The organism is Methanocella arvoryzae MRE50 (genome assembly GCF_000063445.1).
Taxonomy (GTDB): Archaea; Halobacteriota; Methanocellia; order Methanocellales; family Methanocellaceae; genus Methanocella_A; species Methanocella_A arvoryzae.
Window position 1 is genome coordinate 640,472 of the sequence record NC_009464.1, and the last position, 14,054, is coordinate 654,525.

Annotated in this window: 26 protein-coding genes; all 26 read right to left on the minus strand. The window is 57.3% G+C overall.

From position 1 onward, the window contains the following. Positions 1-7: 7 nt before the first annotated feature. Complete coding sequence (locus RCI_RS03245) at positions 8-631, minus strand: DUF106 domain-containing protein (protein WP_012034955.1); 624 nt, start codon at positions 629-631, stop codon at positions 8-10. Between the two features lie 131 nt (positions 632-762). After that, positions 763-1,413, minus strand: coding sequence for an adenylate kinase (locus RCI_RS03250; protein ID WP_012034956.1), 651 nt, complete (start codon positions 1,411-1,413; stop codon positions 763-765). A gap of 6 nt (positions 1,414-1,419) precedes the next feature. Further along, a complete protein-coding gene (gene secY, locus RCI_RS03255) occupies positions 1,420-2,946 on the minus strand; it encodes a preprotein translocase subunit SecY (protein ID WP_012034957.1) in 1,527 nt (508 codons plus the stop codon). A gap of 18 nt (positions 2,947-2,964) precedes the next feature. Beyond that, entirely contained in the window at positions 2,965-3,405 is a 441-nt protein-coding gene (locus RCI_RS03260) for an uL15m family ribosomal protein (RefSeq protein ID WP_012034958.1), read from the minus strand. Positions 3,406-3,410: 5 nt separating this feature from the next. Next, complete coding sequence (locus RCI_RS03265) at positions 3,411-3,872, minus strand: 50S ribosomal protein L30 (protein ID WP_012034959.1); 462 nt, start codon at positions 3,870-3,872, stop codon at positions 3,411-3,413. Further along, positions 3,872-4,510 carry a 30S ribosomal protein S5 gene (locus RCI_RS03270; protein ID WP_012034960.1) on the minus strand — a complete coding sequence of 213 codons (639 nt, stop codon included), beginning with the start codon at positions 4,508-4,510 and terminating at the stop codon, positions 3,872-3,874. The genes RCI_RS03265 and RCI_RS03270 overlap by 1 nt, the downstream gene beginning before the upstream one ends. A 1-nt stretch (position 4,511) precedes the next feature. Next, entirely contained in the window at positions 4,512-5,078 is a 567-nt protein-coding gene (locus tag RCI_RS03275) for a 50S ribosomal protein L18 (protein WP_012034961.1), read from the minus strand. 3 nt (positions 5,079-5,081) lie between these two features. Beyond that, on the minus strand, positions 5,082-5,540 hold the full coding sequence (locus RCI_RS03280) for a 50S ribosomal protein L19e (protein WP_012034962.1): 459 nt from the start codon (positions 5,538-5,540) through the stop codon (positions 5,082-5,084). Further along, positions 5,541-6,206, minus strand: a complete 666-nt coding sequence (locus RCI_RS03285) for a 50S ribosomal protein L32e (RefSeq protein ID WP_012034963.1) — start codon at positions 6,204-6,206, stop codon at positions 5,541-5,543. Between the two features lie 6 nt (positions 6,207-6,212). Continuing rightward, a complete protein-coding gene (locus RCI_RS03290) occupies positions 6,213-6,746 on the minus strand; it encodes a 50S ribosomal protein L6 (protein ID WP_012034964.1) in 534 nt (177 codons plus the stop codon). A gap of 17 nt (positions 6,747-6,763) precedes the next feature. Continuing rightward, complete coding sequence (locus RCI_RS03295; RefSeq protein WP_012034965.1) at positions 6,764-7,156, minus strand: 30S ribosomal protein S8; 393 nt, start codon at positions 7,154-7,156, stop codon at positions 6,764-6,766. 10 nt (positions 7,157-7,166) lie between these two features. Beyond that, positions 7,167-7,319, minus strand: a complete 153-nt coding sequence (locus RCI_RS03300; protein ID WP_012034966.1) for a 30S ribosomal protein S14 — start codon at positions 7,317-7,319, stop codon at positions 7,167-7,169. After that, positions 7,320-7,817 (minus strand): 50S ribosomal protein L5, encoded by a 498-nt coding sequence (locus tag RCI_RS03305; RefSeq protein ID WP_048198944.1) that lies wholly within the window; start codon positions 7,815-7,817, stop codon positions 7,320-7,322. It lies immediately after the preceding gene. A gap of 11 nt (positions 7,818-7,828) precedes the next feature. Further along, positions 7,829-8,533, minus strand: a complete 705-nt coding sequence (locus RCI_RS03310; RefSeq protein WP_012034968.1) for a 30S ribosomal protein S4e — start codon at positions 8,531-8,533, stop codon at positions 7,829-7,831. A gap of 1 nt (position 8,534) precedes the next feature. Continuing rightward, positions 8,535-8,888 (minus strand): 50S ribosomal protein L24, encoded by a 354-nt coding sequence (gene rplX, locus RCI_RS03315; RefSeq protein ID WP_048197954.1) that lies wholly within the window; start codon positions 8,886-8,888, stop codon positions 8,535-8,537. A gap of 10 nt (positions 8,889-8,898) precedes the next feature. Next, the gene (locus tag RCI_RS03320; protein WP_012034970.1) at positions 8,899-9,297 is read right to left on the minus strand and encodes a 50S ribosomal protein L14; all 399 of its coding nucleotides are present in this window, start codon (positions 9,295-9,297) and stop codon (positions 8,899-8,901) included. Further along, entirely contained in the window at positions 9,284-9,619 is a 336-nt protein-coding gene (locus tag RCI_RS03325) for a 30S ribosomal protein S17 (protein ID WP_012034971.1), read from the minus strand. The genes RCI_RS03320 and RCI_RS03325 overlap by 14 nt, the downstream gene beginning before the upstream one ends. A 40-nt stretch (positions 9,620-9,659) precedes the next feature. Then, complete coding sequence (locus RCI_RS03330) at positions 9,660-9,932, minus strand: ribonuclease P protein component 1 (RefSeq protein ID WP_012034972.1); 273 nt, start codon at positions 9,930-9,932, stop codon at positions 9,660-9,662. Between the two features lie 90 nt (positions 9,933-10,022). Further along, positions 10,023-10,328, minus strand: coding sequence for a stress response translation initiation inhibitor YciH (gene yciH, locus RCI_RS03335; protein ID WP_012034973.1), 306 nt, complete (start codon positions 10,326-10,328; stop codon positions 10,023-10,025). A gap of 1 nt (position 10,329) precedes the next feature. Then, positions 10,330-10,545, minus strand: a complete 216-nt coding sequence (rpmC, locus tag RCI_RS03340; RefSeq protein WP_012034974.1) for a 50S ribosomal protein L29 — start codon at positions 10,543-10,545, stop codon at positions 10,330-10,332. Beyond that, entirely contained in the window at positions 10,526-11,365 is an 840-nt protein-coding gene (locus RCI_RS03345; protein WP_012034975.1) for a 30S ribosomal protein S3, read from the minus strand. Before RCI_RS03345 ends, rpmC begins: the two co-directional genes overlap by 20 nt. 1 nt (position 11,366) lies before the next feature. After that, positions 11,367-11,828 carry a 50S ribosomal protein L22 gene (locus tag RCI_RS03350; RefSeq protein WP_012034976.1) on the minus strand — a complete coding sequence of 154 codons (462 nt, stop codon included), beginning with the start codon at positions 11,826-11,828 and terminating at the stop codon, positions 11,367-11,369. Between the two features lie 12 nt (positions 11,829-11,840). Further along, positions 11,841-12,263 carry a 30S ribosomal protein S19 gene (locus tag RCI_RS03355; RefSeq protein ID WP_012034977.1) on the minus strand — a complete coding sequence of 141 codons (423 nt, stop codon included), beginning with the start codon at positions 12,261-12,263 and terminating at the stop codon, positions 11,841-11,843. 31 nt (positions 12,264-12,294) lie between these two features. Further along, a complete protein-coding gene (locus RCI_RS03360) occupies positions 12,295-13,011 on the minus strand; it encodes a 50S ribosomal protein L2 (protein ID WP_012034978.1) in 717 nt (238 codons plus the stop codon). A 22-nt stretch (positions 13,012-13,033) separates the two neighbouring features. Continuing rightward, entirely contained in the window at positions 13,034-13,282 is a 249-nt protein-coding gene (locus RCI_RS03365) for a 50S ribosomal protein L23 (RefSeq protein ID WP_012034979.1), read from the minus strand. Further along, positions 13,279-14,040, minus strand: coding sequence for a 50S ribosomal protein L4 (gene rpl4p / locus RCI_RS03370; protein ID WP_012034980.1), 762 nt, complete (start codon positions 14,038-14,040; stop codon positions 13,279-13,281). The genes RCI_RS03365 and rpl4p overlap by 4 nt, the downstream gene beginning before the upstream one ends. Positions 14,041-14,054 lie beyond the last annotated feature (14 nt).

Below are 14,054 nucleotides of genomic sequence, written 5' to 3' on the forward strand. Positions count from 1 at the left end.
ATGGATACTATGAAGAGATGCCTACGTTAAAAGCCTTTCGTATGACCTGGCTGATGGCCATCGAGCAGATGAACGACCAGACGATCCAGTACTGGAAGACGAAGAACGCTCCGTCCATCATCTTTTTCTCGCCCCAGAAGGGGAACACCATAGTAAGATCGGGATGGTTGCCCAGGTACCAGAAAGCCCAGAAGAATAAGGGCACCGAAATGATCATGAGGAAGCCCATCGGCTTCAGCTGCTGTTTGGACATAGCCGTCTGGTCCTCCAGCATGGCCATCTGTTCCTGCTGCAGTTTTTCCAGCCTCTTCTTGTCACCGGCCAGCTGTGCTTCCCGGTACTCCTTCTGCAGCGCCCGGCTTTTTTCCTGCACCCGGCGCATAAGTTCCCAGTCCACTGTGTATTTCTGGATGAAGTTTGCGAAGAAGGTGACGATAGCCGCTATGACAAGAACTACGATATAGAAAGGCATTGTCGCCGTGATCGGCGAGATGATGACGTCTACTGTTCCCGCCACGATAGGGCGGAACTCGTTAGCGAAGAATGTCGAGCCCAGCAGGATAGCAAAGCCGATACCCAGTATAATCATCTGGATGGTATCCATTAAACTTCTTTTCTTTTTCTCAGCCATGTAATAAAACTCCTAAAATGTGAAATATCCGGGTGTCGGTTGTCAATATTAGAAAGTAACTTAGGATAAAAAGACTTTCGGATGTTTATGAGAACGGTTTCCTGATAACATAAATAAAAGAAAAAGGAGTCTCAGGCCAGCTTTCTGATTGCCGCCTTTACGTCGGCAGTGACCTCGTCGATCTCCTTTTCCCCGTCGATATCGATCAGGAGATTTTTCTTCTTGTAGTACTCCAGCACAGGCTGAGTCTGCCTGACGTAGACGTCGAGCCGGTTCTTGATGGCGACTTCCTTGTCATCGTCACGCTGGTACAGCTCTCCGCCGCACGAGTCGCAAAGGTCCTTCGCCTTAGGAGGATTAAAGACAAGATGGTAGGATGCCCCGCAGGATCTGCAGATCCGCCGGCCAGACAGCCGGCGAATAAGCTCGCCGGAGCCAACGTCTATGTTGATGACTCCATCGAGTTTCTTGTTGATGTCATCCAGAATCTCGTCCAGTGCCTCGGCCTGAGGGATCGTCCTCGGGAAGCCGTCGAGCAGGAAACCCTTCCGGCAGTCAGGCTGAGAAAGCCTGTCCTTGATCAGGTCGATGAGTAAATTGTCCGGGACCAGTTCGCCCTTGTCCATGTAGGACTTGGCTTTGAGGCCCAGTGCGGTGCCTTTTTTCACGTTTTCCCTCAGGATGTCTCCGGTGGAGATGTGAGGGACGTTAAGCTCTTCAGACAAAAATTTGGCCTGGGTGCCTTTACCGGCACCCGGTGGGCCAAACAGGACAAACTGCATTGTACTCTACTCCTCTCCGAGGAATTTCCGCATGAGCGGGTGCATCTCCATAAGCTGTTCGCTCGCCAGCTTCTCGTATAGCTGGTAGGTGATGCTGACTGCGAGCAGCATACCGGTACCGCTGACTGCGCCAAGGATACCGAACAGGCTCGACAGGAGGGTGAGGAAGCCGACGAACGCGCCGCCGATAACCGTCACCTTGGGAATGTACCTCGATACTACTTTCTCGATGACCTGCTCGTTTCTCCTGAAGCCGGGGATCTGCATGCCGCTCTTCTGGATTTGCCTGGCGACTCTGGAAGCGCCCATGCCAGTCGTTTCCACCCAGAAGATGGCGAACAGGATACCGCCTGCGATCAGGATGAACGCATCCGTGAAGACGTGCAGAGCGATCTGCCAGAGCTGGATACCCGGATAGTTGAGCGCCGCCAGCTGGGGTACCCAGTCAGACAGGCCGTTGATCGGGTTGATGTAGAACATCAGACCATCAACCGGCTGGTTGTACTGGTTGAACGTGCCCAGGAAGGTGATCCCGTTGCGGTACAGCAGCAAGCCCACCATTTCAAGGGTGGCCTGCAGCGACCTCACCAGGATCATCGGCAGGACCGATGCGTAGATGAGTTTTACGGGGAACTTGCCCCTTGCGCCTCTGACTGCGGCGTGAGCCAGCGGGATCTCGATCCTCGTGGACTCGACGTACACGATCAGCAGGAAGATGATGATTGTGGCCAGCAAAGCCAGTATTTCGCCCTGGTAGAGCAGGACGATCAGGTTTTCGCCGGTCAGGAGCTGAGATAACCCTATGTTGTTGAGCAGCCACTCCCAGCGGAAGATGATACCTATCGGAAGGTTCTCCCTCGCGCCGAGGCCGGCTATGTCGACATTCAGGCCCATCGCCTGGCCAGGGTAAGGCGGATTCCAGTTGAAGATGCCGCCGACCAGAGCCTGGGCAATACCTGCGACGATGAATAAGCTGACACCGCTCCCGATACCCCACTTGGACACGATTTCGTCCATGTAAAGTATCAGTACGCCACCTAAGGCTACCTGCGCGAATATCAGAAGCTGGATGATACCAGTGCTGACGCCCAGAGTGGCGGCAATGGCAGGATCAGGTAGCAGGAAACCTCCGTAGATCTGCGGAAGCGCCTCCACTACGATCATCACGAAAACCATCAGCTTTTGCAGCCCCTGGAAGATGGCCTGGTCCTTCGGGTCCGTGGTATCAAGTGGAATGAGTTCAGCGCCTACGAGCAACTGTAGGACGATGGACGCCATGACTATGGGGCCGATACCCAGCAGGATGATCGAGCCCTGCGCTCCGGCGAAATACGCACGGTAGGCACCCAGAAGGTCCTGGGACGCCGCGCTGAGGCCGAACACCGAAATGTTGGACAGTACGAAGTATAGTACTAGAATTCCCAGCGTCCACATCAGCTTCTTCTGGAAGTGAACATGCTTTTCCGGCCGTTTGACGGCCGGAAGCTTGCTGAGAAACGGTGCGATTCGATCTTTTAATCCCGTCTCTGCCATTGTGACACCTTATTCGATTTACGCTGTCTCTGTCTCGGTTATGATCTGTCCGCCTAGCTCTTCAATTTTTGCCTTAGCCGTTGCGGACGCGGTGCCAACCGTGATGACGTACTTGCGGGTGACCCGGCCGTTGCCCAGCAGCTTGTCGATGCCGAGCTCGTCCAGGTTGATCGCCAGGCCGCCGTCTTTCTCCTCGGCGATCTTACTCTCGGCGAGGTAGAGAGCCAGCTCGTCCAGTTCACCGACGTTGATGAAGGAGACGGGCTTCTGAGTTACGGGGGGCCTGGTGAAGCCGTGCTTGCCGAACATCCAGCCTTCCTTCATTGCGCGGAAGGTGTGGTGCTTGCATGCGCCTGCGTGGCCACGGCCACCGCGGCTTCCGCCGCCGCGGCGGTTCTTGTGCGTGCCGCCGCCGCAGGTCCTGGAACCCCTGTAAGACTTATTCTTTTGCTTGGACATTGTGATCACCTCATCTGCTCGACGAGAGATGCGATCTCTTCGCCGTAGTTACCCAGCGCGCCGCCCTGCTGGTAGGTGCGCTTCAGTCCCTTGTGTCCCTTGCGTGGCGGGTGCATCCTGAAGACCGGCTTGAGGCCGGGCATGTCGCCCAGCTTTGCCTTGCCTTCTGCAACCGCTGCCGCGAACTCCTTGATGCTCTTGTAAGAGGAGTTCTTCGCTACGTACTCGTTGGTCAGCCTGTCGCCGCCTTCGAGCCTGCCCCGGTGTTCCATGATCATGGCAAGGGTGTCGGCGTTGATGACGCCGAAAGCCACGTAGTCCTTCACTACCTGGATCATGCCCTTGTACGTCGGGTTTTCCTCGACGACCACACAGTGGTTGATCTGGTTCAGGCGGAGCATCCTGAGAGTGTCCTTGATCTCGGGCCTGGTGTTGACGGAGCCCTTGAGACGGATGATTGCGTACATTACTGGGCCTCCTCCTTCTGCCTGGTCCTTACAGTCGTCGTGCTCTCCAGCGCTTTGTAGGTTGCGAGCGCGAAGTTGATCGTCGTCCTGGTCTCTCCCTCGGTCCTGCTCCAGACGTCCTTGTATCCGGCCATCTCGAGCACTTTCTTGGCGGGGCCGCCGGCTGCGAGGCCGAGGCCTCTCGGCGCCGGCATCAGAACAACCTTCAGCGAGCCTGCTCTGCCCTCTACCTGGGAGGGTACGGTGTGGGTGAGGCCGCAGCCGCATTCCCATGAGCCGCAGCCACGTGCGACCTTTATGATGTTCAGCTTGGCGTTCTCGATAGCCTTGCGGATCGCCGGGCCTACCTGGACACCCTTGCCCTGGGCAAGGCCGACGTAGCCGTTACCGTTGCCTACGACTACGGTGGTTCTGAACTTCACACGCCTGCCGGAGTCGGTCATTCTCTGTACCATGCTGATGTCGAGAACCTCGTCCACTAAGTCGGGGAGGAGAGCGTCGACGATCTGGTATTCCTTGATGGGGAGCCCGGTCTCAAAGGCCTCTTCCATGGTCGTGATCTTGCCTTCGGCGACCATTTTGCCGAGTCTGGTCTTGGGGATCCAGGCTGCCTGTTCTCTCTGATATGGTGCTGCCATGTTACTTCGCTCCGTACTGGCTGGTGATCTTACCCTTCACTTCGTCGAAGTGAGCCGGCAGGTCTGCAGCCTTGAGGCCATTCTTCTCGTACTGCGTGTACTTGCTGGCAGTGTTGCCTGCAATGTGTTCTCCCCTGATCCGGTCGTCGGACGGGAAGACGTCTTCGCTGCACGGTACTTCGAGGCCGGAGTCGACTGCGCCCTTGAGGGCTGCGTAGACTCTCGAGCCTGCACGGTTCTCCCTGAGCCCCATGTCCAGGATGGCCTCTTCTACTCCGGCTTCCTGCGCCTTGTACCCGATCAGAAGACCGGTCAGGTAGGCGGCGCTGGTGTTCTTGCCAGAGCCCTTGTAGCCGAAGGTCTTTGCCAGCTCGGCTGAGGTGGCCGCTGCGAGGACTTTGTCGCCCTCGGGCCTGGTGACCAGGATCTGTGCGATGACCTGGCTGGAGGTCCTGCGCACTACGAGCCTGGGCTTGCGGGATACGATGAGCTTGAGCCTCTGGTGGTAATCAGTCTTACCTTCCCTGCGGCGTCTGAAGGCTACCTTGTATCTTGGTCCGGTTGCCATGTTTTACACCTCTTTCTTCTGCGCTGCCGCGTATGCTATGTACGACTTCAGGTGCGCTACGTTCCTGAATTCGCCACCCTTCGCCTTGCGGTAGAGGGTCCTGTAAGTGTGCGGCGTTAATTCCTTGCTTTCACGGAGGCTCTTGAGCAGCTTTCTCTGTGCCCTGATCCTCTTCATCCACTGCTCCTTCTTCGGAGTCCTGGCACCCTTTGCGCCTCTCCTGCTGCCATGGCCTTTACCGTGGCCCTTGGCCCTCTTGAGGTCGCGTGCACGGGCGCGGCCGCGGCTGATGCCGACGACGGCCCTGCGCTTGATGGTCCCGGCCTCGATTAAGCCGCGGATGTCTTCACGGGTGATAGCGGTAGCGATGTCCTCGAGCTTGGTCGGGTCCATCCAAACGCGGGTCTGGCCGACGTTAAGGATAGCTGCGGCCAGCCTCTTCTGGTTTGCTAAGTCTACCATTTACTGCGCCCCCTCGAATGTGTTGAGCGGATTGAGAACCTTGATGTTCTGCTCTTTTGCGATCTTTTCGATCTCGAGCTGCTTCTTCCTGCCTACAGTGCCGCCGATGCGGATAGCCTGTGTCTTGGCGATGCCCTTGACATCCTCCGGCCTGTGGACCAGGACTTCCTGGTAGCCGGACGGGTGGAATCCGTTGACTTCTGCCGGGGAACCGTAGCCGATCTTGACCTTGGCGCCCTTGGCCTTCTTGCCCCGCCTGAACTGGGAGTGGTGGCCTCTGGGCCTTCTCCAGCTGGCGCTCAGCTTGATCTTCTTGTGAGAGTCGATCCTGTTGAAGGACGGGAGCGAAGCCTTGTTGGACTTCCGGGCTGCCAGCAGCCTCTTCGTCTCGGGGTCGAGCTCTAAGGTAGAGGGCTCGACGGGCCTTGCGACCGGCCTTGGCTTTACCGAAGGCGCGGCAGCCTTAACGGCCTCCTTGCGGGTGCCCTTAAGCTTTTTGGACTCAGCAGTCTTCTCTGCGGCCTTGGTCTCTGCCTTGGCTTCGACAGCCTGAGTCTGCTCGACTGCCTCTTCCTTCGTAGCCTTCTTGGAGGCCTTCTGAGTAGTTGCGTCGGCAGCCTTTTTCTCGGCCGTCTTCTTTACTGCTTTCTTCTTATCGTCTGCCATTTATGATCACGCCTTCGAAGTGATGTATATTCCATCCTGGAACACCCTCGGGTCTCTCTTCCGGATCCGGCAGGCCTGCTCGATGTTTGCTGCAGTCTGGCCCAGGTCCTCTTTGTTGATGCCCGTGAGGACGACTTTGTCGCCCTGGACGGTGACCTTGGTCTCGCCGACGATGTTCGCGGTACGAGCCTTCCGCTCGCCCAGGAAGTTCCCGATCGTTACTTTGTCCTTGCCTTCGACCTTCACCTGAATCGGGAAGTGAGCGTAGACAATCTTCATGTGATACTCGTAGCCCTCGGATACGCCCGTCATCATGTTCTTGATGTGAGATGCATAGGTACCGACGGTGGCCTTGGTCTGCTTGTCGTCCTTTCCGGTCTCGACAATGACCTTGCCTCCGTCAGTTCTGACGGATATACCCGGGAACCTGAATTCTCGGGATATCTGCCCCTTCTGACCCTTAGTGGTCAGAGTTGCACCGCTTACAGTGACGGTTACACCCTGGGGAACTTCTATTTCTCTGACTTTTTCTGCTGCCATAATATCCCTCGTGCGTATCAGTAGACGTAAGCCAGGATTTCTCCGCCGATGCCCATCTTAGCAGCGTCGTAGTGAGACATGACGCCCTTGGAGGTGGTTAATATCAGCGTGCCGAAGTTCCTCGCGGGAAGATACCTCTTCTCCCACTTTTCCATCTCTGTCTTGCCGACGGCGAACCGCGGCTTTACGACTCCGCACTTGTTGATCTTTCCGATAAGCTTTACTTTCAGTTGGCCCGCCTTGCCGTTGTCGACAAACTCGAACTCACCGACGTAGCCCTGGTCCTGCATGACCTTGAGCACGTTGCCGATGATCTTCGAGGCGGGGTCTATTACGCAGTCCGTCTTGCCGGTTGTCTCGGCGTTCTTGATGACGGAGAGTGCATTTGCCAGTGGATCCATTAAAACCATGATCTCGACCTCACTCGTACTTTACGAACCCCATGTCGTGGGCAATCTCTCTGAAGCACTGACGGCATACGTAAACGCCGTACTTCCGAACGAGACCCTGCTTGCGGCCGCACCTGCGGCACACGTTAGCGCCGGATCCGAACTTTTTGCCGCTCTTCTCCATTTACCTGACCTCCACGCCATAGTTCTTAGACACGTAAGCGATCGAGTCGTCCTTGGTCAGCTTGTGGCCGGACGGGATCTTCTGCTGCTGGATTTTCCTGCGCTTGATCCTGTAGCCGGGCCTCTCCACGGAGACGATGACATCCATGCCATAGATACCGATCTCGGGGTCGTATTCCATACCCGGGAAATCGGTGTGTTCCTCGATGCCGAAAGCGAAGTTGCCGTTGTCGTCAAACCTGCTGGCGTCGATCGAGTTCTCGATGATGCCCAGCGCGGTCTTCAGGAAGTTGTCGGCGGCGTCGCCACGCAGGGTGACCTTGCAGCCGATGGACTCGCCCTTCTTGATGCCGAACCCGGGAAGGGTCCTCTTGGCGACGGTCCTGACGGGCTTCTGGCCAGTGATCTTTTCCATGATCATCTCGGCATTGTTCAGCTTCTTGCCGGACTCGCCCACGTTCATGTGGACGGTGACTTTCTCAATCCTGGGAGTGAACATGATGTTGTCGCTCATGCCTTAACCCCCTGTACTGCCGGGCTGTCCTTGCCGATGACGAAGACATACTGCTCGATGGTCTCGAAGTCGCCCTCCGGAGTGGTGATGACCACGGTGTTCGGGGCGCTGCTGCGAACGACCTTGATCTCCTTGACCTTGCCGATCTCGCCCGAGTGCTTGCCTTCGGTAACCATGACCAGGCTGCCTACTGCATAGGTGAAGTGCTGGTCGATTTTTCTCTCCGGCATCTTGAGGATAACTGAATCCTTCGTCTTGTAGTCGTTGGACGCGATCATCGTCGTGCCGTCGTGCAGGTTGAGCTGGATCTTGCCGCCCCTGAGCGCAGTCTTATTTACGATCTTGCAGATCTTGGCGGATGCGTCAGTGACGGGCACGAGGTGGAACTTGCCGTCCATGCCGATGACCACACGATAGTTGGCGTTGATCGCCGGGATCGAGATGGTGTCGAACATGCCCACGGTGTACCTGTAGTCCTTGCGGACCTTGCCGTCGACCAGGACCTTGCCCTCGTGGAGGATCTTCTTGATCTCACTAGTATTGTCAGCTACCTTTAACAGGTCCCTGAGCACGACTACGAGAGGCATGCCGCGCTCCTCAGAGTGTGCTCCCGGCATGGGCTTGGCGACCCACTTGGAAGTCTTACGGGTGATAGGCCACGTGCGCGGTGCTGCGACCCTCTTTAAATGATTGCCACACATGTTATTTCCTCTCCAGTGATGCGACTCTCTTCGGATCGTCGAGGACCAGCTTGGTGATCATCAGGTTGGACGGGTGGATAGGCCTTGCCTCTTCCTTGCCATCTGCCCTGGCCACGGATACGCCTTCGACGACGACCTTCTCTCTCTTCACATCGATCTCGCGGACCTTACCCTCGGTGCCGGCTGCGTCGCCTCTCATGACTTTGACGGTGTCGCCGACAATTACACGGGCTGTCCTGCCGTACTTCTTGCTGAGCTCTTCGCTGAGCCTCGCATTGATGAAGTTGCTGCGGACGTGCTGGGGAGCCTCGTATCTGAATTTTCTCTGCTTTCTCGGCTGTGATGAAGTAACCATAACGCACACCTCACACAATGATCGTGGCGGTCGAGCCGATCTTGGCGTACCGCTCGGCGACCTCTCTGGCCACCGGGCCCTTGATCTCAGTGCCCTTCGGGTCGTTGTTGTCGTCTACCAGGACGCAGGCGTTGTCCTCGAAAGAGACACGTAAGCCGCTCGGCCTGCGGTACTCCTTCTTCTGCCTGATCACGACACAGCGTACGATAGTTTTCCTCATCTCAGGGGTGCCCTTCTTGACGGAGCCGATGAAGATGTCGCCGATGCCTGCCTTGGGCATACGGTTCTTCCTGCCCCTGTATTTCAGGACGGAGATGACTTCCACCAGCCTTGCGCCAGTGTTGTCAGCTACCTCGAGCCGGGTTGCGGTGTGGACAGACCTCGGGATCTTTGCCTTAATTGCTCTCATGTCCAGCCACCTCTACAACTACGAAGGTCTTGGTCTTGGAGAGCGGCCTGCACTCTGCGATGACCACTTTGTCGCCCTCTTTTGCGTTGATGCAGGGCGGGTTGTGGGCATGGAGCTTAGACCTCCTCTTCTCGTACCTGTCATACTTCAGGTCACGCTTTAAGTACTCACGGGACACCACTACAGACTTGCTCATCTTGGCGGAGACAACGGTGCCCTCGAAGATCTGTCCCCTGACAGCCAGGCTGCCATGGAACGGACACTGGGGATCGTTGCACTCGGTCTTGGGTGCCTTCACGTTTAGTCCAATATCTTTCGCCATTTCTATTCCTCTTGTATTGCGGGGTTAACCGGTAGACCGGTCACTTCCCTTTCCGCCTCTTCTTAGGGATGCGGTTTTCAGGTTGTGATTGTAATAAAGTCCCGAGGACTCTTACGCGCCGGGAATCCGGAAGCGTGAACACGAAGGTGCAGCACGACTTGGGGACTTTTGCATCGCGCTTGCCAGTATTTATTATGATCATGTTCCGCGTCTCATCCACCACTTTGCCCGTAAGGACATAGGGAGGTGTTTCCACCTCGACCTTCAATCCTATCAGCTCATGGTAGATGATGTTGTCCGGCGCTATGTCCATATCACAACCCCTGCTCATACATTTATATTTTTCCTCAAGCAGGGGTCCCCCTGCGCTCAGATTTATATTTTTCCTCTGTCAGAGCAGGGGTTATTTAACGTCGATCGATTCGGCAGCATAGCCAATGGACTCCAGGATCTCCCTCACTTTTTCCTTGTGATCGCCCTGGAGCTCGATGGTCTGCTGCTTGATAGTGCCGCCGCAGGCGCATTTGGCCTTCAGGAGGCTCGAAAGCTCCTTCAGGTCGATGCTCTTGTCGTCGATACCATCGATGATCGTCGCCATTTTACCGAAGCGTCTCTTATCAGTCGTTATTCGGACTCGCTGGGATTCCTTGACGATTTCTTCGCATACGCAAAGATCGTCAGGCAGGCCACACTTGTCACAGACCGACACTTTAACGCTTCATCTCCTTCTGCTTTTTCTCCTGCTTGATGGTCAGGATGCGAGCGATGGTCCTGCGAAGTTCCCGGATCCTGCCCGGGTTCTCCGGCGCACCGCCGGTCGCGGAGATCGCGTGCTGCTTCAGGAGGTCGTTGCGCAGGTCCTTGAGCTGCTTGTCAAGTTCCTTGTCGCTCATGCCTCTGATTTCCTTAGCTCTGAGAATCGCCATCGGTCTTCACCACCTTTTTCTTCGGCTGCTTCTTCGCGGCCGCTGCCTTCTCATCGCCCTCGGCGCCCTCGGGCGTTACGGCCTCGGCGGCCTCCGACTCGGCGATGATCTTCTCGACCTCTGCAGCGGTAGACTCGGCCGGGGCCGGGACTGCTGCTGCCTCCTTCGCGGGCTCGGCGCCTGCTGCGGGAGACTTCTTCTCGGCCGGAGCGGGTGCTGCGGCCTGTGCCGCCTCGATCGTGATCTGGTCAGGGAGCACTGCCTCGGGGGGCATGATCCTGACTTTGACGCCGATGATGCCTAATTTCTTCTTAGCCCTGGCGTAGCCGACGTCCACGAGCTCCTCGACGGGCTTGCCGCAGTGCTTGATGTAGCCTGCGATAAACTTCTCGCGGCGCTTCCTCGCGCCAGTCAGCTTGCCTGCGATGATGACTTCGCAGCCCATGGCTCCGGAGTCCATGATCCTCTGCAGGGTGGACTGTCCGGCCTTACGGAAGTACCAGCCTCTCTCGAGAGCGTTGGCCAGCCTGGTCGCCATCATCTGGGCGTTCAGCTCAGGCTTCTTGACTTCCTGCACATCGATCTGCGGGTTGTCCATCTTGAACCGCATGTCCATTTCCTTGGTGTACCTGCGGATGGACTTACCAGCCTTTCCAATGATCATTCCCGGCTTCTCGGCCTTGAGGGTGATCTGAGTGCCCATAGGGGTCCTGTTGATCTCCATGCCGCCGTATCCGGCGCGCTCGAGCTTCTCCAGGAAGTACTCGTCGACCATGGCCTTCTTGAAGCCCTCTTGTACGAATTTCTTCTCAATCGCCAATCTAACGCACCTCTCCGATAACTACCTCTACCGTCACGAGCTCGATGTTCCATGCGGTAGCCCTGCCCATTGCGCGGGGCATGATGCCCTGGATCACACGGCCCTTCTTGGAGGTCGAGTGGATGATGCGCATGTTTTCAGTCTCGAGGCCCTTGTACTCTGCGTTCGCTTCCGCGTGCTTGAGCAGCTTCAGGATCTCGGTGCTCGCCTTGACCGGGTACCGGCCGCTGGGCCAGCCCGACTGGTGGCGCTTGTGGCCGACGTTCCTGGCGTGCTGCTTGAAAGGCACCGACCTCTTCTTGTCGATGACATCCTGCAGGTACGTTTTCGCGGCGCTGAGCTTCATTCCGCGGATCTGCCTGCAGATTTCCTGGCAGTGCTTGGGCGAGACGTTGATCTCGTAGGCCATCGCCTTGGCGGTGGTGGCCGGGTCAAATTCTGCTGTGTATCCAACTTTCGACATCTACGTCACTCCTTATTTCAGCGGCACGTACTTGCTGCCTCTGGTTGCACCGATACCTGCGGAACCGTGCGACACGCTGTGGCGGGTCAGGGCGAATTCTCCCAGGTAGTGCCCGACCATTTCGGGCGTGGTCTCGACTGCCTTCCATTCCTTGCCGTTGTGGATCTCGAACGTTACGCCGACCATTTCCGGGAGAATGATCATGTCTCTCAGGTGAGTCTTGATCTTGGTTTCTCCGGCCTTGACGGCGTTGAGCAGCTTCTGGTGCTCCTCGCCGAACTCCCTCTTGATCTTCCGCCTCTGGCGGGCGGGCAGGAGAGCGGCGACCTGGTTCATGTCCAGCTTCTTCATTTCGGCGATGGTCAGACCCCGGTAGGTGAACTCTTCCTTCCTCTTCGGGAGCCTGCCAGCCTGCTTCGACTGTTTAGATACCATTAATTTCATCTCCTCTATGGCCTAGACCAGCTTAGTGGCCAACGCCAGTCCTTCTCGCTGCGATGCTTCCTACCTTTCTGCCAGGCGGGGTGTTCCTGCTGACCGTCTTGGGCCTGCCGGGGTGCTGCCTGCCGCCGCCACCGAACGGGTGGTCGACTGCGTTCATGGCCACACCACGGACAACGGGCCACTTGGTAGCCTTGTTGGCCATCTTGTACCACTTGTTGCCTGCGCGAACGAAGGGCTTCTCAGTCCTGCCGCCGCCGGCCACTACTCCGATAGTTGCCCTGCACTTCGGGTTGAGCCTCTTGATCTCGCCCGAAGGCATCTGGACTACGGTCTTCTTGCCCTCGTGAGCCACGATGATCGCGTAGACGCCCGATGAGCGTGCGAACGCGCCGCCGTCGCCCGGCTGCGACTCGATGTTGCAGATAGCGCAGCCTTCCGGGATCTCGCTCAGGGGGAGCGTGTTGCCCGGCTTGATCTCTGCCGAGATGCCGCAGGCGATCTTGTCGCCGACACCGACACCCTCGGGAGCCAGGATGAGCCTCTCTTCGCCGTTGCCGAACTTGACACGGATGATGGGGCAGTTCCTGGCCGGGTCGTGGACGACCTCGGTGATGATACCCTCGATGGTCTCGTCGCCGAAGGTCTTGATGTGCTCCAGGTCCGCCTTGAACCTGCTAGAGGTAGCCCTGTAGGTCGGGGAGCCTTTACCTCTGTTCTGTGACATTAATCGCTTTCCCATAATCAAACCTCCACAGGCGGGTTTAGAATACTCCTAGACGGCTGGCGATCTCTTCAGCCCGGTTCTCGGGGCTGAGGGTAACTACAGCCTTCTTGCCTCCACGTGCGGTGATCTGGGTCGTGACCTTGACTACCTTCACGTTGTACATTTCCTCGATGGCCTTCTTGATCTGGGGCTTGGTGGCCCTCATGTCGACCATGAACTGGAGAGTGTTGTTCTTGTCCAGGGACAGGGTCGCCTTTTCTGTGATGAACGGGTACTTGATAATCATTCTTCGCCAGCCTCCGTCAGAAGCTTCATAGCGCCCTCAGTCCACAGCGTCAGGCGGCCTGCCTGGGTGCCCGGAGCGAGCATTTCGACGTTCAGCTCATCCAGAGTTGCGACGTCAACGCCCGGGATGTTCCTGGCGGCGAGCTTGATGCCGTTGTCCTCGGCGATGACGATGAGAAGGCCTACCTTCTTCTTGTACTGCCTGCCCCTCATCTTGCCCTTGCCTGCGCGGACAGTCTTCTGCTTGGACCTCGCGAGGTCTGCGGCAAAGCCGAGCGCGGTTAAGAGCTCCATTACTTCGCTGGTCTTCTTCAACGACTCGATCTCGCTGTCGACCACTACGGGCAGAGCGCCCTCGTACTTGTAGCCGCGAGCCTTGACGAGCTCGGGGTTGGTGGTGGCTGCGACAGCAGAGCGGATTGCCTTGATGCGCTCCTTGTCGTTGATCTTCTCAGTGTAGATCCTTAACGGGTTAGGTCCGTGAGATGCACGGCCGCCCCTTGCGTGCGGAACTACTGCTGCGCGGCTGCCGTTGGCAAGCCTTGGCACCTGTGCTGCGCCTCTGCCGCTGCCCCAGGAGTGCTTCTTTGCCGAGGAGAGCGTGCCTGCGGTCCTGTCCGGGCCGTACGGCTGCAGCCTGTTTGCCTGCGCTGCGAGCACCGCTTTCTTGATGATGTCCGGCCTGTACTCTTCGTTGAATACGGCGGGAACGGTGATTGCGGACTTCTTGCCGGATTTGCTAAGTATAGTTACTTCCATCTCTTGGTCCTCCA